This window comes from Vibrio sp. 10N.247.310.98, assembly GCF_041467395.1.
Taxonomy (GTDB): Bacteria; Pseudomonadota; Gammaproteobacteria; order Enterobacterales; family Vibrionaceae; genus Vibrio; species Vibrio crassostreae_C.
In genome coordinates, this window is sequence record NZ_JBFSUL010000077.1 from 1 (window position 1) to 20,329 (window position 20,329).

The window sequence follows — 20,329 nt, forward strand, 5'->3', positions numbered from 1 at the left end:
CAACGGTATGCTAAGAACAAAAATGCCGTTCACTCTTAAGTGAACGGCATTAGCCCCAATAGGAGCTATATAACATTAAGTTTATTGATAGAGATGATACTGAATCGAACTAACGATTGGTATGATCTCACGTGCTTTAATCAAATAAAGCACGAGAGACTAATTACGCGTTTTGAGCCGCTAGGTGCATCTTCTTCGCGTGACGAATCTTCTTCTCTTCGGCAACCGCAACGAATAGCAGTAACACGATACAAATGGCAGCTGACGTATCAAGCGCTGCGAACGTGCCTTTCCAACCCGTTAAGCCAAAAATAGGTGTGCCGTCTGCAATCATACCTAGGCCAAGTTTGGCAAAGCTGTCACCAATTAAGTAAGCAAATGTACCTTTCACGCCATCCGCAACGCTGATTGCTTTCTTAGGCACGAAACCTACTGCAGCAACACCAATCAGCAACTGAGGACCAAATACTAGGAAACCAAGCACAAACAGTGATGCTAGGTACATGAACTCACTGGTTGCATGCTGGTAGAACTCTAGCGAAACGATAATCAGGCCAAGCGATACACAAGCAACCAAAGCACGGCGTCCGTTCGCAAGGTCTGACAGATAACCCCACATTAACGTACCGACCAGTGCACCAACCTCAAACAGAGTGAAGCCTGAAATCGCGGTTTCTTTTGATAGACCTAGCTCTTGATACGCATAAACGGTAGACCATTGATCGATACCGATACGAACAATGTATAAGAAGATATTCGCGAAGCAGAGCAACCAGATCACTTTGTTTTTCAGGATGTATTCAACAAAGATCTCTTTCTTAGTCATTTGATTTTCTTCAGCAGCCGTATCTTCTTCGCTGACTTCTTCATCAAACAACTCTTCAACCGTACCTAGACCATAGGCTTCTGGAGAGTCATTACCAAAGCGCATACCAATAAAGCCAACCACAATCGCAATGATTGATGGGAACACGAACATACCGATCACGTTGCCATCAAAAAGGTAGTTAGCACCGAACAGAGCAACACCAGCGGCACCTGCGCCACCCACGTTGTGCGACATATTCCAAAGGCCTAAATAAGAACCACGCTTGTTACGAGGCGTCCATTTAGTGATGGTCGAGTAGCTTGAAGGACCGCCGGTACTTTGGAAGAAACCACTCAACGCATAGAAGGCAACCATCAAGAATAAGCTAGCACTGCCACCGCCCATACTGAAGCTGAAGCCCAACATAGCGATACCAGAAAGGACAAGCATGAATGGCAGGAACTGCTTGGTGTTTTTACCATCGGCATAATAGGAAACGACGGTTTTACCGATACCGTAAGTGATAGAGAAACCCAGACCGATAAGACCTAGATCCGTCATCGATAATCCATAAGTAGAAATCATGTCGTTTTGCGCGACATTGAAGTTCTTACGGATCAAATACATGGTTAGATAACCAATGAACACGACGAGGTAAGATTGTAGGAATGGTTTAAACCACATTTTTCTTCTAGTTTCGACCGGAAGATCTAGCGTCGGTTTTCGAACCTGATCTAGGAACTTTAACATTGTGAACTCTCTTATTTTTTGTGAGGTCTGCACGGCATAATTGCGGCCATACATTGTTTGTTAGTTGACCGTGAAATAATAAGGAGTCTAAAAATCGACCGCATGAGAGAGGGTCTTAGAATAACTAGGAAAAATTCTTAGTTCAGAATTGGGAGTCAAGAAAGCGTGAACAGCATCACTTTGTTTACGGTCTGTTATGGATTGATATTACGATAACAAAAGTCACTCATTTCAGGGCTGACGAACCTTGTAAATAAACAGAAACGAGTGGATTACTTCACTAAAAAAACACCAGTATCGGTTCATCACCATAAAACTCCATGGTCATGGTGTGTCCGATACTGGTTCAGCATTCATTCTGATTAAAATAGATTCAATAGGCTTGTTACGTTTCGCGTGAATCGTACTACAGTCGCTTGCCGCTACCGTCTTCCCACATTACTTCACATTCATCTTTGATGGCAGCTTTTAATAATTCAACCAGTGGGAACGCTCGACTACCGATATTAACAGGCGCTTCAACCACCTCTTCTTCATTGTCGTCATCAGTATTTTCATGCTCTACGGACTTGCTCTGCTCTGCTGCAATAGCAGCACGTAGATTATCCAGAGCTTGAGGAACCTCTGAAGCATCCATAGCACCTGGGATGGAGCCGCTATGCCCAAGCATCTTGATGAACTGGAGGCCGACTTCACCAAACATCGTGACACTAGCATGAGCTTTACAACTAAAGGTAATTAACATAATGAGCCTTTCTTAATTTTGGTCGTTTACAAACTATGTGGAGTAACTCTCTGGAAAGCAAGTAGATAAACATCAAACAACGGTTACAAGTTTGATGCTTAAATCTAATCTTCTAGAGATGACCAGCACCATCGGTGATATACATCACTATTTGGAATTGATTGAACAGCCTTTCATATGAAACCTTGATAGTAGTCACACTAAATAGACATCTAAGCCTCTGCATAGCTTGTTATTTAATCTACTATTAACACCATTATCAAAAACTTTGGCACAGATCACATGAAAAGGCTCGTCGGCAGGCACCTAGAAGAAATGGCGGACATACGATCCACCCGCAAGCAAAAAATTGTCCACTCCTTTTCACTGACTGCCGCTGCGTTATTCATTTTCTATACTTGGGCTTACTTCGAAGGCGAGCATTACACGCTGTCAATATTCGAATTGTGCTTCGCCATCATTGCCATTTCTAACGCTTTATATGTAAGAAAAGTCATCAATCCTGAGTATTCCGAATTGATTCTGAGTGGTGTTCTTCTAGTTCAGGGCGTCATCCTATTCTTGTACAGTCACGCCATCCCAGATCGCATCCTCTGGCTCTACCCAATTCTGGCCGCGGTCATTTTCATTAATGATTTCAGAATTGGCATAATCTTCAGCACCTCGTTTTGCCTGTTCATCAGCACCTTGATTACAGCAATGCCCAACAATTTTTCTTTACCATTTAACAGCACACACAGATTTTTCCTTAGCTTATTTACCATGAGCTTGGTGTGCCACACATCCGCCTATTACTACACAAAAGCCGTCAGTTATATTCAACGCCTGTATAAAGAAGGCATTGAAGATCTCGCTTACAGAGATCAGTTAACCGGCTTGGCAAACCGTTGGAGCTTTGAACGCTGGGCGACAGAAAAACTAGCCACCGTGGATAGTGAGCGATCACTTACGGCATTGGTCTTTTTGGATATAGATGACTTTAAAGGCATTAACGACAGCTACGGGCACGATGTGGGAGACAGTGTCTTACAGCATTTTGCCAATCGCTTGAGCAACAACATTCGAACCAGAGACAGAAAAAGCCATGAATACGATTATTCCATCGCGCGCTTTGCTGGAGACGAGTTTGTTCTGATGCTCTACGATGTGCCAACTCGTAAAGATCTAGACGGCATTCTAGATAGGATCTGCGGGCTGTTCGAAAGCGGCTGCCAAACAAACGAGAGAATCAAGGAATTGACGTTAAGTGTTGGGGTTGCTTTGTATCCGCAAGATGCCCAAGAATTACATGAGCTGACGAGATGTGCTGATAAAGCGATGTATGTTGCCAAGCATTCAGGAAAAAACCGATATGCTTATTATCACGACAACCCAGTATCGACCCTGATAGAAGAACTACCAACGAGCCTTGTTAGCTCAGCACCGGATTCATCTGAACTTGAAGATTGCTTTGAAGCGAAGATCGAAGGGAACAATGTTACGCTATTAAAAACGCGCCAACGCTAGCCATTCCTATAACGGAGCGGCGCTGCTAACCTGCAAGGTACATAAGCCAAAGACTCACTAACCCGATCATAATAATCCATATGACTTGACGTGTTCGGTTTGGGTTATTCCCTTTAGGTCGCCTCACCACGGTTTTAAAAGCGGCTTGCTTAGCTGACTGAATAAACGGCGCTTCTATCTCACGTTTTTTCACGCGGCGTTTAACTGCGCTGTTTGCAACCTCTGTAAAGCGCTGGCTTTGCTCCGTTGTAAAGTCGTTATCAAAACCTATCCGACCATGCCTTTCGCCATGTTTTTGCTGAACTGCCATAGCGGCCTCCTTGGCGATATACTCTCTATTGAGTATAGACATAATTTCATATTGTTACCTGTTCAAGATTTTCGAATAAGTCACTCAACGCTGTGCCATCTTCTTTTTAAATCAAATTACATAAACTACAGCTATTCAAGTTTATGAGGGTTTCAAAATGACGAATGTAAGAGCAGTAGATCATGTGATTACAGCACATGCCACCTCAGATGGTGATGGCGTCAAAATCCAACGACTCGCAGGTTTTAATAACGCACGTTTCTCTCCATTTTTAATGATTGATGAACTGAAGTCGGATGAAAGCAAAGACTATGTTGGCGGCTTTCCTCCACATCCTCACCGTGGGATAGAAACGCTCACTTACATGCTCCAAGGTCACTTCCAACACAAAGACCATATGGGGAATGTTGGAGAGCTACGCAGCGGTGGCGCTCAATGGATGGCCGCAGGCCGTGGTGTCATTCACAGCGAAATGCCAATGATGGAAGAAGGTGCGCTGCATGGTTTTCAGATTTGGATAAACCAACCTGCGACACACAAAATGCAGCCAGCTCAGTATCACGATTTCCAAAGTGAAAGCATCGCGGAGCATCAAAGTGAACAAAGTGGTTTGTTAAGAGTGATTGCCGGAGGGTTTGAACTGCACAACCAAACTGACAAGGATTCAGAGGCTTTACGAGCGCAGGGTCCATTACAGAAAACAGGTGTGCCATTAAGCGTTGCGGATTGGCGCTCTCATTCTGGGCAAAAAGTCACGTTAGGGACTAATGTTAATCACAATGCCATGACTTATGTGTACCGAGGCAGTATTAAGATCGGCGACAAAGTCATCAACCAAAGTCAACTTGCCCTGCTCACCAAAGCTGAATTGTTGTCTTTAGAAAGCCTAGAAGATTCAGGGGTACTGATTTTTTCTGGTCAGCCGATTAATGAACCTGTCGTGCACTATGGTCCGTTTGTCATGAACTCGATGGAAGAGATTGAACAGACAATTCAAGACTACAACAACGGTGTGTTTGAGACTTACTGATGTCTTGGCTTTGAGCTTTGAAGGTTGAAGAGATTTTGCAACGAACAACGATTTGGTCATCCATTTGATGGCTACAAAAACAAGTGACACTATCCACTGCCGGTTACTATCACTTATTTAACCACGCTCCTAGAGCGTGGTTTTCTTCTATTCAATCAGAGACAAACGATGCCCTGATTGAACAAATTTAGATCTGATTACAAGTACTCACACAGGTAAGCCGTCGCTTCTTTTACCTGTAGGTCGAATGAAGAGTCACCCGCAACGTCAAAAGACTCACCAGCTTGGTATGTCGTCCAGTCATCATCGCCAACACGCTTTACAATCAAAGCACCTTTAACAACGGTCATCTTTTCTGGAGCCGCAGTACCGAACGTATACTCACCAACCGCCATTACACCAACACTCACATCAGCACCAGACTGGTTAAACGCTAACGACTTAACGCCACCTTCAAAGTATGTGTTTTCTTTAATCATTGTACTTCCTTGTTATCTTCAAATTGCAATTGTTGAGCTCACCGAGTAAGCCTATGCGTAAATTTAGGTGATAATTGTTTTAACCAATTCGAGACTTTCCTACAAGAAATAAATACGCATAGCTTAAGCATTTCTGGAATTCGCTTTCATTGATAACGTAAATACTGAGGAGCAAGGCTAATAACCATTAACACAACCACATTTATTAAAACATTCGATCCTGCTTCTAACTCTTAGAACAATTTTTGCAAACTAAGGCTTTAGTTAATAGAATCTAAAACAATATCAGTCGAAAAATGAAGAGATAATGGCAAAAAAGCCGACTAAAAGCAGAGATCTATTTGCCAACTCGTTACTCTACAGCTTCCTATTAGCTGGCTTTATGATTGCCCTCACCGCGGGCTATCTTGCTTACCAAGCCCACCAACAATCTGTTAGCCCAAGCAATGTCTATGGCACATGGATAGAGATTGCAGCACCACCTTACAATACTGATACCCTGACACTTTCAGATAATGGTGTAATGATGAATCATCGCCTCATTGCTACCTCGTTTGATTTTGATGGCAAGATTGTCACGATTAGCACTGGCTCTGGAACCACCGTTTACACCATCAGTGGTACTTACGATTCTCCTCGCTTGAAGCGACTAGAGCCAAGCGTACCATCTCAGCAATTTATTAAAGAAGGCTACGAGGATACTGCAGTTGGTGATACCCACAGTGTGATGCAACAAAGACGGGCTTCTTTAGCCGAGCAATTCAAAAGATAATCCCCTTCTCAATCTTCTTCAGTCGTCTAAATAACAGCCATCTAAATAATAGTCTTCTCCGTAAAAAGTATTCTCCGCATCACTACTTTCATATTTACCTACCGATCTGCACCGCTCACCCAGCACACTTCGCTTTGTGATACTGCTTCAACTTGCGATATTTTCTTATCGTTTGTCGCATCTTTGCATAACTTCATGTCGTGGATTTTCACTTATGAGATTTTACTTCTGAAGGGTGTTTTATTTTATAAAACATGGACTCAGCCTCTCACTCATTAAGCAACAGAATTGTAACGAAATACTATTTTTTAGTTGTCCATCGAAAACGGATTTATTTTCAGTTATAAAATTAAAACTCTCTCGAATACTGACTGGGAAGCTCCTTCAAAACTGACTGGAGCCGTTTATGGGGCCATTTGGTTCTCGTAACCTTCAAGGAATGAGAGAAATAGTATGATTCGTATTAATACCTGTGCGGCAAGCATTGCTCTAGCGCTATCTGGTACAGCATTAGCTGCTCCAACAGCACCTAGCATCGACATGTACGGTTCCAACAACCTGCAGTTTTCTAAAATTGAACTCGCGATGGAAACCACATCAGGCTACAACCAGATGGTTAAATATCACGACAAAGCAAAGGTCGACGTCAAGTTCAATCAATGGAGCGGAACGTCAGGAAACACGTACAACATCTACTTCGATGGCGTTAAAGTGGCCACTGGCCCTATTACTGGTAGCCAAACTACAGCTTCATTCGAATACGGCCAAGGCGGCTTATTTCAGATGGAAATCGAGGCGTGTGACGAAACAGGCTGCGCCAAGAGTGCTCCTGCTCAGATCACGATTGCAGATACCGATGGCTCACACTTAGCGCCACTTGCAATGAATGTTGACCCGAACAACAAGTCATACAACACAGATCCAAATACGGTAGTAGGTACTTACTTTGTGGAATGGGGTATTTATGGTCGTGATTACACGGTTGATAACCTACCCGCTGACAACTTGACCCATATCCTTTATGGCTTCATCCCAATTTGTGGTCCTAATGAATCAGTAAAATCGGTAGGCGGCAACAGCTACAATGCACTCATGACAGCCTGTCAGGGTGTAAACGATTACGAAGTGGTGATTCATGACCCATGGGCGGCTTTCCAAAAGAGTTTCCCGCAAGCTGGTCACGAATACAGCTCACCTATCAAGGGTAACTACGCAATGATGATGGCGCTAAAACAGCGCAATCCAGACTTGAAAATCATCCCATCAATTGGTGGTTGGACACTGTCTGACCCGTTCTTCGATTTCACTACAAAAGCGAACCGCGACACGTTCGTTGCATCGGTTAAGAAGTTCCTAAATACATGGAAATTCTACGATGGTGTCGATATTGACTGGGAATTCCCAGGTGGAGGCGGTGCCGCTCCCGATCTTGGTGACCCTGTAAATGACGGCCCTGCCTACATTGCATTGATGGCAGAGCTGCGCGTTATGTTGGATGAGCTAGAAGCTGAGAACGGCCGTACTTACGAGCTAACATCAGCGATCGGCGTTGGTCACGACAAGATTGAAGACGTGAACTACGGCGATGCTATCCAATACATGGATTACATCTTCGCAATGACTTACGACTTCTACGGCGGTTGGAACAACGTGTTAGGTCACCAAACAGCACTCAACTGCGGTAACTTCATGCGTCCTGGTCAATGTGATGGCACAGGGCTTGATGAAAATGGCGAACAGTACACTGGCCCTGCTTACACCACAGACAACGGCATCCAATTGCTGCTTGAACAAGGTGTTCCAGCGAACAAACTTGTGGTTGGTACAGCGATGTACGGTCGTGGTTGGGAAGGCGTATTACAATCATCACTTTCAGATCCAAGCGATCCAATGACAGGCGTGGGTAATGGCAAACTAACCGGCAGCTCTGCGCAAGGCGTATGGGAAGATGGCGTTATTGACTACAAAGGCATTAAAGCGAACATGCTTGGTGCAAACAACCAAGGCATCAACGGCTTTGAATATGGTTACGACGAAATGGCAGAAGCGCCTTACGTTTGGAACCGTACTTCGGGCAAGCTGATCACATTTGATGATGACCGCTCAGTAAAAGCAAAAGGCGCGTACGTTCGTAGCCTTGGCCTTGCGGGTCTATTCTCTTGGGAAATTGATGCAGATAACGGCGACATCCTTAACGCAATGCATGAAGGCCTAGCGGGCGGAACAACAGATCCTGTCAACCGTAAACCAACCGCAGCAGCGGGCGCAGACCAATCGGTTGAAGGCCCAGCTTCTGTTTCTCTAGACGGTAGCGCTTCAAAAGACAGCGACGGCTCAATTGCGAGCTACGCTTGGTCACAAGTAAGCGGCACGGCAGTAACGCTGGCGAACGCTAATGCGGCTGTTGCAAGCTTCGATGTGGTTGAAGTCGCTCAACAAGAAGTACTCACGTTCAGCCTAACGGTAACTGATAATGAAGGTGCTACTGCAACTGACACCGTTGTTGTAACAGTAACCCCTAAGGACACAGGTCCAGTCAATACAGCACCCGTTGCGATTGTTTCAGCTCCAGCTGAAGTTAATGCGGGTTACGTAGCCGTGGTTGATGCTTCGGCTTCGAGCGATGCTGACCAAGACACATTAACCTTCACATGGGATGTACCTGCTGGTATTGATGCAACGGTTCAAGGTTCTTCAGTGAGCTTTGTCGCGGCGGAATACACGCAAGATATAACGCTGAACTTCTCTGTAACGGTCAGCGATGGCACTGATACATCGGTAGCGGCTACTTCAGTTAACGTTCTTAAGAAAACCACAGGCGGCGGTACGTGTACTAACGCTTGGGATTCAAGTGCGGTCTACACTGGCGGCGACCAAGTGACTCAAGGTGGTAAAGTTTGGGAAGCGAAGTGGTGGACAACCGGTGAAGATCCAACAACGACAGGCCAATGGGGCGTGTGGAAAGAGATCGGCCCAGCAAGCTGCTAACTAAAAATAGTGCTTAGTTAAATACTGACTAAGCATCAACTAAATCCCTAAAACAAAGGCCAACCAGATACTGTCTGGTTGGCCTTTTTATTTATGTTTTCTGAGCTTTGAGCTTACGATCTTTTTACTGGCGTCCTACTGACTTGCGCTCGTTATACCAATCACAGTAAGCAAGTGTTCAAAAATAGCGCAGGAAAAAAGCTTGAGAACAAGGCTGCTCTTTTCAATAAATAGTTTCGATGAGTAGTTATTCTACAATCAAAAAATCTAACGACGTTATCGAGATTTTTAACAAGCTAGGGTGAACAGTTATTTACTACGATTGGTATTAGACTTAGCCAATCAAGTTATCAAAGCTCTCGAATACTTGTGGGCACTTCATTACTCGCCCGTGACCCTGTCCTTGAGTCGCAATCAAGGTAACGCGACCCATTTCATTAGCAGCGCGCTGAGACACATCAAACTTAGTAAACTTGTCTTGCTCGTCATGAACAATGATCGTTTGAGACTCACGAAGCGCCAGCTTTCCATATGGATCAACAGACTGAATTGGATAGTTAAACTGCTCTTCCACTTCACCCACGACCGCCTCAAACAACTTCATTGAGTAACCAGAACGCGCCACGCTGCCAAATAGGTTTTCTAGATAATCCAACACAGGTGCAATGAGCAACAGCGGCTTGTTTTCCAATTTAACGTGCTTACACTCCAACGCAGAAGCGGTACCCATGCTGTGACCGACCAAACCTGCCACTTCACCCACCGAATCTAGAACAGCTTCTAAACCATTCACAAACGCTGGGATATGACCATGTACGCCATCACTGCCACCATGAGCAGGATGGTCGTAAGCCATTGCAGTAAAACCTTTAGCAGCGATGTGTTCCATTAAAGGAAAGAACTGACTCGCGGTGCCTGACCAACCGTGGGTCAGTACCCAAACGGGCCCCGTACCCAAAGAGTAAGTTTTCAAAACACCATCACGGCCTTTGATTTCACTTTTAATCAAACCTTTTGGATCGGCATTCTTTTGCTCGGTACGCATCGGAGTGAGCAGCAGTTTACGTGCCGTTTTCTTTGCATGACTCGGCGCTAAAATGTAGTGCAGATTGGTTGTAGCGCCAATCAAGCTACGCTTGAAGCTGAATTTGTTCGATGTATTGAAATAGATTTTGTCACTCATGACCGTTCCTTGTATCGCCATCATTATTGGCGGATCGAGCTCGGCCCTAAAAATCGAACGACCGTGCTATTTGTTGATATAAAAAATGGCGCTACTGCGATTTATCATCGCTTACCACCACTTCTCTAAAATTTTGTTGTAAGCCTTACTTCAGCAAGACTCACATGATTTGCGAGTTAACCTGCTGTATGTATTAAACCGCTTTCCAACTGGCTACCAAACGCTCGACACCACTCCAAAAATGAGTGTGGCTCGCTTGTTGTCCTCGTAATGAGTAGAACAAGTTCGCACTTAAATAGAGACCGTATAACTCGAAGGTTGCCTGTTTCGGGTCTAAATCGGCTCTGAATTGTTTGCTCTCAACCGCTTTTGCTACTTGAATCGTCAAGTAATCAATCCACACTGAAATGGTTTTCTGCAGTGCCTTCTGAATCACAGAGGTTTCGCTGCCTGCATCTTTCCAAGCATCAATAAACATGCAGCTGCCTTGGAACGAGTGGTTCCAGCCCAGCCAGTTATCGAGCAGTTGTTTCAGCTTGGCTTCAATATCACCGTCGCCCAACTCTCTCGCCGGAATGATGACTCTTTCAGTGAATATGGCGTTGGAATATTCGAGTACAGAGAGTTGCAGGTTCTCTTTAGAGTTGAAATGCGCAAACAATCCACTCTTAGACATACCACACTGCTTGGCTAATTCGCCAATCGTCAAACTCTCAAGACCATTCTCACTCGCAAGTGCAAATGCATGGCTCAAAATATACTCTTTGGTTATCTTTCCTTTGCTCATTATTCACCAATAATAAATCTGATGCTTTATTTTTAGCACGTTCGTACTTTTTTTCAAGTTTTTTACTTAACCCTTGGTATTCATTTTGTATTATCAAAGAATTGTGGAAAAATGCGACAGTATTCAAAGGAAATTGAAATCGACTAACAAAGGAAAAAGAATGAACACACTTTGGGAACAGTTTGCGTTTTCGGCGTCAGTAACAGGCCCTATCTGTTTAATGCTGTGTCTCGGTGTGATGCTCAAGCGAATCGGCTTAATCAATGACAATTTCATTGATGTCGCATCTAAGGTCGTATTTCAAGTCACCCTACCCGCGATGCTATTTCTAAGCATTGTTCAATCGAATCACAACTTTTCAGCCAGTAGCGCGTTAGTGGCGTTTGGCGTCATCGCAAATTTTATCTTTTTCTTGTTCACGATTTTCTCAACCAAGTTGGTATTCAAAGGTTCGAAAGATCAAGGTGTGATTGTCCAAGGTGGATTCCGCGCTAATACCGCGATCATCGGCCTCGCCTATGTGGCTAATATCTATGGCAACCAAGGTGTGGCATTGGCGGCTATCTATGTCGCATCCCTAACCGTGCTGTATAACATTCAAGCCGTAATTGCACTGACACCCAAAGGCAAAGACACCGGCGCTAAAGCCATTAAAGTAATCGTCAAGTCGATTACCAAGAACCCATTGATCATCGCTATTTTCTTAGCGGTCGTCTTCTATGCACTTTCGATTCCTATCCCAAAAATGGTCACTGATGCTGGTCAATATTTTGCCAACATGACGTTGCCTTTAGCACTGCTGTGTACCGGTGGGTCGCTCGATATCAGCTCGCTCAAACAAGAAAAGTTATCGACGTGGTTTGCCTCTAGCTACAAGTTAATTGCCTCACCGTTACTGATTACATTGGCGGCTGGGTACTTAGGATTTGAAGGGCTCGATCTCGGGCTTATCTTCTTGATGAGCGCAGCACCAACAGCAGCGGCAAGCTACGTTATGGCTCGTGCGATGGGAGGAAACTCAACACTGGCGGCTAACATCATCGCGCTTACTACTGTTGTTTCTCTTATCACTTGTACTCTCGGTATTTTTGTACTTACTGCAATGGATTTAATATAGCTGCGACAGGCTTCAAATAATCAATACAAGCCTTAAAACAAAGGTCGCAACCCTTGATTTAGCGCTAACTGATTCAATAAAAAGGCTGTTAGATTCTACGAAAATTTTCTTAGAGATCTGATATGTCTTCCGTTCAACATACGCCTTCACAACACATCGCCAGTATCGAGTTAGGCCGAGTGATTGCTATCTTGGCGATCATTGGTTTACACGGTCAAATGGCACTCACTTATTGGCAAATAGATGAAGTGCCTTGGATCGGTTATGTACTCAACCAAACCGCTCGTTTTGCGGTACCTCTGTTTTTCCTAATTTCCGGTTATCTTATTCAGCCCAAGCTGACTGCCTCCCCGTGGCAAACCGTCATTAATTACTCTAAACCACTGCTTAAGGTTTGGTTAGCATGGAGCATCATTTGCTTAGTGATGCCATTCAACCTCGCGAAGGTAGAAGAGTTTGGTTACCTAGGTGAGCGCCAAGGCTATTGGGGTTTCTTAATGAACACGCCACTTAACTCTTTCTTAGAGGGTGGATTGGTTCATTTATGGTTTATTCCCGCTCTGGTTTGTGCAGTTTTGATCATTGCTTTGATAGTCGAAATGAAACTCGACAAACTGCTATTACCAGCGGCCATTGTACTTTACGTTTATGGTGTTTTAGCGGGCAGCTACGCAACGCTAACCGGGTTAGAAGCACCTTTCTTCACGCGTAATGGCCCGTTCTTTAGCACGTTAATGGTGACCTTAGGTTTCCTTATTCGTCAGAATCAATGGAAGGTGTCATCAACTAAAGCGTTGGGGTTATTAGCGTTAGGCATGTTGATTCATTTTGCTGAGGCATCATGGCTCACCACGTTCGACGTCGGATTCAACATGAATGATTTCTTGTTTGGTACGGCACTATGGGGAATGGGCGTATTTATGTGGCTTTTGGCTAATCCAAACATCGGCGACTATGCGTGGGTTCGCGCGATCTCGAATCGTATGTTAGGCATCTACGTTTGCCATTTGCTGATCATTATCGTGCTGTTCAATGTCTGTGGAGTTTTAGGCATTACGGAATTGGCAAAAGACGTTACGGTATTTTTTGGCACCGTATTGTTGAGCTTCGGGTTGGTTGTTGGAATCGAAAAAACACCACTGCGACGCGTGCTGCTTCGTTAGTGTTTGTGCCTAACATCATCAGCTAAATCAGTTTTAAAGAGTCACAAAAAGTAAAGGCAAGATAACGGATTATCTTGCCTTTATTTCATCATGTCAGTAATGAGACTGTGTCACTCGCTGGAGTGTTATCGGAACGCCATTGCGCCCTTGCCAACACCTTCATAAGCGACGATTTGTAGTGATTGGTTCTCTGCTAGGCTCGGTTCAACTTGATCCGCGATATAGCCAGCAAGTAATTCCACCGTGGTATCTGTCGGTAAAATTTCCGTCTCACTCTTAGCAATCGCTAGCTCAAATTCGCCTTGTGGCGCGGTGTAGCGGAAGCCATAGTGACTTTCATCATTAACACTGTTCGCGTTTTCACTCAGGTTAAGTGATGAAACTGAAACTTGGTCTTCTTTAGAACCTAAATAAATGTCTTCCCAACGCTGAGCAAATGCTTGTTCACGTTGCCCGTCACGCTGACCATCGACCACGATTTCTACTGGAGAACGGTGACCATGCGCGATGCGTTGGCAGTTGCCATCATGCTTTTTTAAACCATGGGTGTAGTGGTAGAACGCGCCATTAATGTTCTCATGACGTAGGGTGATCTCTAACCCTGTGATGTTACTTGGTAGGTTATCGCGAAGAATATTGTAAACGTGTGCGGTCACACTCTCGATGGTGATCGCTTCTGCATCAATGAGGCAATATGCTTCATCAGGGCAATGTAGATGAAGACTCTTGTCACCACGCAACACATCAACCTTAGAGTAGCCCGCTTTGCTCGCTTGAAGAACAATTGCAGCGCTCTGCATTGGCAGCAGCAAACGGTGATCAACATGCTCATCGACAAGCTGTTTGATCTGCTTTTTGACCTTGCTAAAATCCAGCACCATGCTCATTTCATTAAGTTCACCAGACATGGTGACATCTAAAATCCAACTATCTCCTACGACCCCTCTGTGTTCACAGATGTATGAAGAATCGATAACGGTAAGGTCTCTTACAAATAGGTTCAAGTTGAACTCCTTAATACTTTAATGAGATACGGGAGGCTGAATAATGCTCAGCAGGCACTTCGTCTCATTGATGTCTGATAAAATAGGACGGGCAGGATGTTACAACGAGCTAATAAAGTCCACCTTTTTACACCATCATTCGAGAAATGAACAAACTACGCTCAATTTCCGCTAAAACATAGGCCAGCCTGATGCCAATAGCCATATTGCAGGTAGGGATGGCCAGCGCTTCACGACGCATTTTGCTTTAGCCAAAGGCGCGGCGACACTCCGGCAACATGTTGAAAAGCACGTGAGAATCCTGAATAGCTATTGTAACCCACTTCATCAGCGACCCAATTGATCGGCTTATTTTGCAATAACAGAGATTGAGCAACAGAGACTCGCCACTTTTGCACATAATCTCCCGGCGTTTCACCCACTTCCCGTTTGAACGCTTCAATAAACTGAGTACGAGACATCGCGGCCAGTGACGCCATTTCGGCAAATAAACAATGCAAGGCTGCGACAAATGCCTGTGTTCCGTGTGAGCGCTAGACAAGCTCAACTCCCCCGCGCTCAATACATGAAGGTGGCCCTCTTTACCTTGTTGCGCGTTAAATGACGATACTCCACACAGGTTTCCAGAATAGAAAACGCCAGTGCGTATCGAGAAGTGTTCCATTAGTTGTGAAAGCAGATCCATGCATCCTCCGAACGATTCGCTTAGTTTTTAGTTCTTTTGTCCCTCTATAGACCGGACGAGTGGGCTAAATTATTTCAAACAAGATAACCAACACTGACAAGGAACTTGATATGTCACACATGAAATCGACCAGTCAAAAAATCACTCTAATGGCCGCGTTACTAAGCACCAGCTTTTCGTTAATGGCAGCAGACCTTGATATGAGTGTCGACAGCAATAACCTCGCAATTAAAGGCTATGATCCTGTCGCTTACTTTGCCAATGAAGGTCCAGTAAAAGGCACATCTGAGTTCACAGCGACCTATAAGAATGCGATCTATAACTTTGCGAGCAGTGAAAACAGAGATGAATTTCGAGCCAATCCAGAAGCCTATGCCCCTCAATATGGCGGTTACTGCGCGTTTGGAGTAGCCATGGGTAAGAAGTTTGAAACCGACCCTCTCGCTTGGAAGGTGGAAGATGGAAGATGGAAAGTTGTATCTGAACTTAGACAAATCGGTTCAGAAACGCTGGCTGGAGAATACACAAGAGTTCATCCAAGACGCCAACAGCAACTGGACAACCATCAAAACCGTAGAAGCCTATAAGCTCTAGCCTACAGCGCTTATCCATTGCCCAAGAATAAAACGGAAGCGACCGAACGCTTCCGTTTTCATTGGGATTTTCCCCAAAGAGGCCAACCCAAAGCGATTGGCAACACCTACTAAGTCCATTTCTATTCTATACTCCTAGCAGATAAGCTTTTCTTTTTATGGAAGAATAATGACATTACCTAAGATTTTGGTACTCGGCCTCTGCGCCCTATCGACACTGACTTATGCCAACCCATGGCAGTTCGTCAAAAGTGAAGATGGCATCATGATTGATAAAAGGCCACACAGCGAAGGCTTGGTCGAAATACGAGCACAGATGCAAACGCCCACCACTTACTCCGGTTTTTTACTGTTATTGGAAGACAGTGAGAACGTGCCAAACTGGATAGATAATGTATCGCAAAGCCGTGTGTTGATGCAGATATCTGAAGATGAAAACATCGTCTATACCCAATTCAAAGCACCGTGGCCTGCCAGAGATCGAGACATGGTGACCTACTCAAAATACAGCATCGAGGGTGGGCAGTTTGTTTTGTCGATAAAGGATGCGTCGAACTATTTGGCGAAAGAGTCGGGGTACATTCGAATCTACGATGTGGACGCACTTTGGACACTGCAACCGCTGACTAATGGCAATACCTACATCACCTACACCGCGTATGCGAACGCAGGGGGCATCTTGTCAAATTGGTTGATGAACAAGTTATCGATAGGCAGTGCACTGAGCACGTTTAAGGGGCTAAAAGAACAGTTACCAAAGTACCAAGGCCAACAGCACCCTAACCTGCCAAATGAGTCTCGCTAACGATACAAGTCGATAAGTAAATGGAGGCATTAAGGTTAAAGATTAAGGTCTTCTAGCGAGGTCGCGAGCTAAGATAAGCGCCAAGCCAAATACTTGAAGAAACAGGGCGATGTTCTTATAGAAAGCCATTTTCTCATCAAGCCTTTGGATTAACTCAACCAAGGTCAGGTTATCCAAATAGTAATCATCGATTCGAGTTCGTTGCGCTTCTTGTGCACTGTTTATCAGCATCATCAGTTTCGGTAAGTGAGCCAAAGAGATACTTGGCACTTCGCTACTCACCCAACGCCTAAGTTGCCCACGCAGTGCTTCGTCGAGAACCGTGGTCGGCTGCACCGTTTCTAGTTTATCAAGGTGAATCAAAATCGCTTCACGCTTGCGCTCTAGGGTTTCAATCGTATTCCAAGCAAGCTGTATTGAGTACACATTGCCGTATTTGCGATCGTTGTACTCCGCTTTCTCAGCTTCAATTTTATCGAGCACCAAGCTCGACATGACAATCGCCATGATGTTGAGTATCAAGCCTGCGAGGACAATCGCCCAAGCAGGAGGAAGACGCAACGCCATAATGCTCCCTAGAACATTTTATCAAAAGGTAGGTAAGCTAAGTTTAGGACAATCAAAGAGATCATGCAGATAAGCGTTAACACCATACCCACTTTTCGACCTTTGAAGTTCTTCGCTAAGATCCCTTTCGCATGAATCACACGCCCCAGAATAAACGCCACACCAATGACATGAATCAGCCACACACCGGCGCCATTCATCTCTAACAATCCCATCAAAATAACGGTGATTGGGATGTAATCCATAGCATTACTTTGTGCCGAACGTGCTATCTGTAACGACTCGACACCGCCATCAGCATGAGCAACAAGATTGATTCGCCTTTGCTTGATCACCTCTATTGCTAACCAAATCATTACGATCGTCAGCAAGGCTGCGTAAAGTGCTGTAACCATCATATTTCCCTATTATTTTGTGTTTACTCAGTGTTCTTTTCTATCTTTTCGACATTAACCGCCAAGATAAAATGATAATCACGCCCGAGCACTTGTAAGAGATCTCTCACACCGAACGTAAGAGATCACAATCAAGCTTCGCAGAAAATTCATAAAATACAAACCCAACCCCTTGTTTTGTATGAATCCACGCATATTTCTTTCGGTTAGTGAGTACATTTATTTCTTAGGGTGGATTGTGAGCAAAGCCTCTGCAGTGTTTAATACACATGTCGACAGGGAGTTGGCAGGAACAGGAAAAAGCCTAACGGATTAGGTATCTTCAGGATGAAGATTTGATGGCTTAGGATGAGTTATCAGCAAGGAAGTTATGCTCTAGGATAGAGTCGCTTATCAGGATGATGAGTTTGCAAGGACACCGCTAGGACGGCGATGAATTGGATAGGTTAAAGGATTTAGCCACGTCAAGGAACGATGCAGGGAGCACCAGTTACCTATTGAAAGATAAGTAACGCGCAGTAGCAGGATGGCTACGAAAAGAATAGACCCCGTTTGGTGAAAGCCAAACGGGGTTTCCTTTTTTGTAACGTCTGAAAGCTGTTCGCAGCTAACCGTTCAAAGTCACGTTACAAAATAATGTTCATCAAGAACATTGCACCTAACGCATTCAATACCGAAATCGCGATCATCACCGGGATGTAGCGACCTTCAGTACCAATTGGTCCCATAATACGGCCCATGTATTGCACCTGAGAGCCCATCAAGTAGATAGCTGGCGCCAAGATAGCTATATGGTTGCCGTTCAGAATACCTTGGTCAAACAGCGTGATAACCACGCCCACCGCGCCACCCATCGACATCCACGCACCGATCAATACCGCTGCCGCTTCGCCAGGTAAACCAAATACCGCCATAATTGGAGCAAATACACTGCCCATCAAATCCAGCGCACCCGTTATCTGCAATGCCTTGATGATCACAAACGCCATCAGAACATTCGGTACCGTAGAGGTAGTCGCAATAACCCAGCCTTTCTTAGCACCTTCAACGAAAATATCAGTAACCATTGGTTTCTTTGCTTTAACTTCGCTCATTATGCTACTTCCTCTTCCAGTTTTTGTTCTTTGTCTGATTTTGGTTTGTCTTCTTTGCCTTCAGTAATGTTGAGGTAAATACGGAACAGATTCGCGCCGACAAACTTAAAGATAAACATCACAGCGACAGCCAAACCAATTGACGATGTCACCGCTAAAGAGCCGTCCATCGCGGTTAGAGTGAACAGCACCGCACCTGAAGAGAAAAAGTTAACGATCGCCGCACCCGCCGTAAACTGGAACATGGTGAACACATCGGTTTCACGCTTAGTCAGATGTCCTTCGTCTTTCAGCTGACGTGTCATCGCTGCGCCAGCATCGGTACTTTGCAAAGAAGCGATCAGTGCCAAGCCTGAGTTACCCGGAATACCCATCAGAGGGCGAAGCAGAGGTGTCAGTAGTTTACGAGCCGCATCCAGTGCACCGTAGTGCTCAAGTACGTTGATCATACCCAGTGCAAACATCACGGTCGGAATAAGTGTCAAAGCAAAAATGAAACCGTCGCGAGCACCACTACCGCCTTTACCACGCAGTGACGTCGTTGCCGCTTGAATACCATCGGCCGTTTCACTCACATCGTAAGCGACCTTACCGAATGAACCGTTGAGCGTTGTAAAATCGAACACTCCATACCATTCATTGGACTGCATTAAGCCTGAAAAGAACACAATCGCGAACGCGAGTGCGATATAGCTGCCGATCGTGACTTTACGATCGGTTTTGGTTGGATTAGTCATAAGGACCTCTATACATCTCGCTTATATGGAACAGAACACGTATAGATAGTGCAAACTAATGAGCGAAAGGTTAATGACCAAAATCAAATAGCGTATCGGTTTAAATAAAAGAAGCACAGCAACATATAAAACTGTGATTTGGATTTAAAAGCAGGACCATACGCTAAATAAATTAGAATATTTCACATACAAAACTAAAAAATCTTGCTTCAACAGCGCAACCAAAAACGCACACAATCGCCACACAAATCTGGCTTCTAGTGAGAAGTTTTTACCTAGTGCGATCTCTGATAATGCTGTAAGAGATCTCTTACATTGTTTTTCTGGTCAATTTTAATTCGATTATAATACAGAGACTTAAAAAGTGATTTTGCTTCCAGAACGCAACCGTTTTCCCTTAGTTGATTGAGTTTTGAGCCAAGCGCAAACAGTGAGCCATTTTATAAATAATTTGAGCTTAATTCGAAATTTCAGCCCTCAGAGGTGCTATAGACTTCGCGCAGCCAATATAGAAGGAGAACGGTAATGACTATGGAAATGAGAACGCTTAAATATCAAGTAATGGGCAAAGGCATGTGGATCACTGCAACAGTATCTCGCGTAGTAGCGGACAAACTTGCGCTTGAATACCAATCCTATGGCTGGCCTGTTGAAGTATGTGCAGCAGAACAAACACTGACGTTTGATCTCAATGCTGCATAATGTTAGCAATTTCGAATAAGCTCTATCGGCACTGAGTCCGGTAGGGCTTTTTCTTGGTTCATCGCGGATTAGCGGGAACTAAAAACAAAAACGGTAGTAAGTGACATGG

General features: G+C 44.6%; 20 protein-coding genes and 2 pseudogenes. 9 read left to right on the top strand and 13 right to left on the bottom strand.

Annotation, left to right across the window (positions count from 1 at the left end; all coding sequences use genetic code 11):
- Nucleotides 1–163 precede the first annotated feature (163 nt).
- Together uhpT and AB6E78_RS20940 are read right to left on the bottom strand one after the other, a co-directional pair.
- A complete protein-coding gene (gene uhpT, locus AB6E78_RS20935; RefSeq protein WP_102398465.1) occupies nt 164–1,558 on the bottom strand; it encodes a hexose-6-phosphate:phosphate antiporter in 1,395 nt (464 codons plus the stop codon).
- Between the two features lie 406 nt (nt 1,559–1,964).
- Nucleotides 1,965–2,303 (bottom strand): DUF1840 domain-containing protein, encoded by a 339-nt coding sequence (locus AB6E78_RS20940; RefSeq protein WP_017061543.1) that lies wholly within the window; start codon nt 2,301–2,303, stop codon nt 1,965–1,967.
- Nucleotides 2,304–2,618: 315 nt separating this feature from the next.
- On the opposite strand from AB6E78_RS20940, the gene AB6E78_RS20945 reads away from it, so the two are divergent.
- Entirely contained in the window at nt 2,619–3,809 is a 1,191-nt protein-coding gene (locus tag AB6E78_RS20945; protein WP_102321386.1) for a GGDEF domain-containing protein, read from the top strand.
- 25 nt (nt 3,810–3,834) lie between these two features.
- Here AB6E78_RS20945 and AB6E78_RS20950 read toward each other — a convergent pair whose 3' ends face one another.
- Nucleotides 3,835–4,119 carry a hypothetical protein gene (locus AB6E78_RS20950; protein WP_017061541.1) on the bottom strand — a complete coding sequence of 95 codons (285 nt, stop codon included), beginning with the start codon at nt 4,117–4,119 and terminating at the stop codon, nt 3,835–3,837.
- Nucleotides 4,120–4,276: 157 nt separating this feature from the next.
- On the opposite strand from AB6E78_RS20950, the gene AB6E78_RS20955 reads away from it, so the two are divergent.
- A complete protein-coding gene (locus AB6E78_RS20955; protein WP_017069674.1) occupies nt 4,277–5,149 on the top strand; it encodes a pirin family protein in 873 nt (290 codons plus the stop codon).
- Nucleotides 5,150–5,346: 197 nt separating this feature from the next.
- On the opposite strand, the gene AB6E78_RS20960 is transcribed toward AB6E78_RS20955, so the two are convergent.
- Entirely contained in the window at nt 5,347–5,628 is a 282-nt protein-coding gene (locus AB6E78_RS20960) for a pyrimidine/purine nucleoside phosphorylase (RefSeq protein WP_017069675.1), read from the bottom strand.
- Nucleotides 5,629–5,935: 307 nt separating this feature from the next.
- Between AB6E78_RS20960 and AB6E78_RS20965 the strand changes: the two genes are divergently transcribed.
- Nucleotides 5,936–6,400 (top strand): DUF2850 domain-containing protein, encoded by a 465-nt coding sequence (locus AB6E78_RS20965; protein ID WP_372134157.1) that lies wholly within the window; start codon nt 5,936–5,938, stop codon nt 6,398–6,400.
- A gap of 453 nt (nt 6,401–6,853) precedes the next feature.
- A complete protein-coding gene (locus tag AB6E78_RS20970; RefSeq protein WP_372134159.1) occupies nt 6,854–9,388 on the top strand; it encodes a glycosyl hydrolase family 18 protein in 2,535 nt (844 codons plus the stop codon).
- Between the two features lie 334 nt (nt 9,389–9,722).
- Here the strand turns inward: AB6E78_RS20970 and AB6E78_RS20975 are convergent, their stop codons facing one another.
- Both AB6E78_RS20975 and AB6E78_RS20980 read right to left on the bottom strand, forming a co-directional pair.
- Nucleotides 9,723–10,571: an alpha/beta hydrolase gene (locus AB6E78_RS20975; RefSeq protein WP_004732751.1), complete on the bottom strand. Its 849-nt coding sequence runs from the start codon at nt 10,569–10,571 to the stop codon at nt 9,723–9,725.
- Nucleotides 10,572–10,764: 193 nt separating this feature from the next.
- Nucleotides 10,765–11,358, bottom strand: coding sequence for a TetR/AcrR family transcriptional regulator (locus AB6E78_RS20980; RefSeq protein WP_004732750.1), 594 nt, complete (start codon nt 11,356–11,358; stop codon nt 10,765–10,767).
- 160 nt (nt 11,359–11,518) lie between these two features.
- On the opposite strand from AB6E78_RS20980, the gene AB6E78_RS20985 reads away from it, so the two are divergent.
- The gene (locus tag AB6E78_RS20985) at nt 11,519–12,475 is read left to right on the top strand and encodes an AEC family transporter (RefSeq protein ID WP_372134161.1); all 957 of its coding nucleotides are present in this window, start codon (nt 11,519–11,521) and stop codon (nt 12,473–12,475) included.
- Between the two features lie 122 nt (nt 12,476–12,597).
- Nucleotides 12,598–13,638 carry an acyltransferase gene (locus AB6E78_RS20990; protein WP_061037711.1) on the top strand — a complete coding sequence of 347 codons (1,041 nt, stop codon included), beginning with the start codon at nt 12,598–12,600 and terminating at the stop codon, nt 13,636–13,638.
- Nucleotides 13,639–13,763: 125 nt separating this feature from the next.
- Here AB6E78_RS20990 and AB6E78_RS20995 read toward each other — a convergent pair whose 3' ends face one another.
- Entirely contained in the window at nt 13,764–14,642 is an 879-nt protein-coding gene (locus tag AB6E78_RS20995) for a 6-pyruvoyl tetrahydropterin synthase family protein (protein WP_372134163.1), read from the bottom strand.
- Nucleotides 14,643–14,872: 230 nt separating this feature from the next.
- A pseudogene (locus AB6E78_RS21000) lies at nt 14,873–15,327 on the bottom strand (helix-turn-helix domain-containing protein).
- A 110-nt stretch (nt 15,328–15,437) separates the two neighbouring features.
- Here AB6E78_RS21000 and AB6E78_RS21005 point away from each other — a divergent pair.
- A pseudogene (locus AB6E78_RS21005) lies at nt 15,438–15,921 on the top strand (YHS domain-containing (seleno)protein).
- Here the strand turns inward: AB6E78_RS21005 and AB6E78_RS21010 are convergent.
- On the bottom strand, nt 15,918–16,040 hold the full coding sequence (locus tag AB6E78_RS21010; RefSeq protein ID WP_017061529.1) for a hypothetical protein: 123 nt from the start codon (nt 16,038–16,040) through the stop codon (nt 15,918–15,920). The pseudogene AB6E78_RS21005 and the gene AB6E78_RS21010 overlap by 4 nt on opposite strands.
- Nucleotides 16,041–16,089: 49 nt before the next feature.
- On the opposite strand from AB6E78_RS21010, the gene AB6E78_RS21015 reads away from it, so the two are divergent.
- Entirely contained in the window at nt 16,090–16,725 is a 636-nt protein-coding gene (locus AB6E78_RS21015) for an START domain-containing protein (RefSeq protein WP_372134165.1), read from the top strand.
- Nucleotides 16,726–16,767: 42 nt separating this feature from the next.
- Here AB6E78_RS21015 and AB6E78_RS21020 read toward each other — a convergent pair whose 3' ends face one another.
- From AB6E78_RS21020 to AB6E78_RS21035, 4 genes are all read right to left on the bottom strand, one after another.
- Nucleotides 16,768–17,292 (bottom strand): hypothetical protein, encoded by a 525-nt coding sequence (locus AB6E78_RS21020; protein WP_017067247.1) that lies wholly within the window; start codon nt 17,290–17,292, stop codon nt 16,768–16,770.
- 8 nt (nt 17,293–17,300) lie between these two features.
- Nucleotides 17,301–17,687, bottom strand: coding sequence for an MAPEG family protein (locus AB6E78_RS21025; protein ID WP_017061526.1), 387 nt, complete (start codon nt 17,685–17,687; stop codon nt 17,301–17,303).
- Between the two features lie 626 nt (nt 17,688–18,313).
- A complete protein-coding gene (locus AB6E78_RS21030) occupies nt 18,314–18,781 on the bottom strand; it encodes a YjiG family protein (RefSeq protein WP_102393339.1) in 468 nt (155 codons plus the stop codon).
- On the bottom strand, nt 18,781–19,518 hold the full coding sequence (locus tag AB6E78_RS21035) for a nucleoside recognition domain-containing protein (RefSeq protein WP_048610036.1): 738 nt from the start codon (nt 19,516–19,518) through the stop codon (nt 18,781–18,783). Before AB6E78_RS21035 ends, AB6E78_RS21030 begins: the two co-directional genes overlap by 1 nt.
- Nucleotides 19,519–20,043: 525 nt before the next feature.
- Between AB6E78_RS21035 and AB6E78_RS21040 the strand changes: the two genes are divergently transcribed.
- On the top strand, nt 20,044–20,220 hold the full coding sequence (locus AB6E78_RS21040) for a hypothetical protein (RefSeq protein WP_017061524.1): 177 nt from the start codon (nt 20,044–20,046) through the stop codon (nt 20,218–20,220).
- Nucleotides 20,221–20,329 lie beyond the last annotated feature (109 nt).

Coding starts and splice junctions, on each gene's coding strand:
- AB6E78_RS21020 (WP_017067247.1), bottom strand. CDS start 17,292: ATGGCGTTGCGTCTTCCTCCTGCTTGGGCGATTGTCCTCGCAGGCTTG.
- AB6E78_RS20960 (WP_017069675.1), bottom strand. CDS start 5,628: ATGATTAAAGAAAACACATACTTTGAAGGTGGCGTTAAGTCGTTAGCG.
- AB6E78_RS20940 (WP_017061543.1), bottom strand. CDS start 2,303: ATGTTAATTACCTTTAGTTGTAAAGCTCATGCTAGTGTCACGATGTTT.
- uhpT (WP_102398465.1), bottom strand. CDS start 1,558: ATGTTAAAGTTCCTAGATCAGGTTCGAAAACCGACGCTAGATCTTCCG.
- AB6E78_RS21010 (WP_017061529.1), bottom strand. CDS start 16,040: ATGGACTTAGTAGGTGTTGCCAATCGCTTTGGGTTGGCCTCTTTGGGG.
- AB6E78_RS21040 (WP_017061524.1), top strand. CDS start 20,044: ATGACTATGGAAATGAGAACGCTTAAATATCAAGTAATGGGCAAAGGC.
- AB6E78_RS21015 (WP_372134165.1), top strand. CDS start 16,090: ATGACATTACCTAAGATTTTGGTACTCGGCCTCTGCGCCCTATCGACA.
- AB6E78_RS20955 (WP_017069674.1), top strand. CDS start 4,277: ATGACGAATGTAAGAGCAGTAGATCATGTGATTACAGCACATGCCACC.
- AB6E78_RS20980 (WP_004732750.1), bottom strand. CDS start 11,358: ATGAGCAAAGGAAAGATAACCAAAGAGTATATTTTGAGCCATGCATTT.
- AB6E78_RS20950 (WP_017061541.1), bottom strand. CDS start 4,119: ATGGCAGTTCAGCAAAAACATGGCGAAAGGCATGGTCGGATAGGTTTT.
- AB6E78_RS20965 (WP_372134157.1), top strand. CDS start 5,936: ATGGCAAAAAAGCCGACTAAAAGCAGAGATCTATTTGCCAACTCGTTA.
- AB6E78_RS20970 (WP_372134159.1), top strand. CDS start 6,854: ATGATTCGTATTAATACCTGTGCGGCAAGCATTGCTCTAGCGCTATCT.
- AB6E78_RS21025 (WP_017061526.1), bottom strand. CDS start 17,687: ATGGTTACAGCACTTTACGCAGCCTTGCTGACGATCGTAATGATTTGG.
- AB6E78_RS20985 (WP_372134161.1), top strand. CDS start 11,519: ATGAACACACTTTGGGAACAGTTTGCGTTTTCGGCGTCAGTAACAGGC.
- AB6E78_RS21030 (WP_102393339.1), bottom strand. CDS start 18,781: ATGAGCGAAGTTAAAGCAAAGAAACCAATGGTTACTGATATTTTCGTT.
- AB6E78_RS21035 (WP_048610036.1), bottom strand. CDS start 19,518: ATGACTAATCCAACCAAAACCGATCGTAAAGTCACGATCGGCAGCTAT.
- AB6E78_RS20990 (WP_061037711.1), top strand. CDS start 12,598: ATGTCTTCCGTTCAACATACGCCTTCACAACACATCGCCAGTATCGAG.
- AB6E78_RS20945 (WP_102321386.1), top strand. CDS start 2,619: ATGGCGGACATACGATCCACCCGCAAGCAAAAAATTGTCCACTCCTTT.
- AB6E78_RS20975 (WP_004732751.1), bottom strand. CDS start 10,571: ATGAGTGACAAAATCTATTTCAATACATCGAACAAATTCAGCTTCAAG.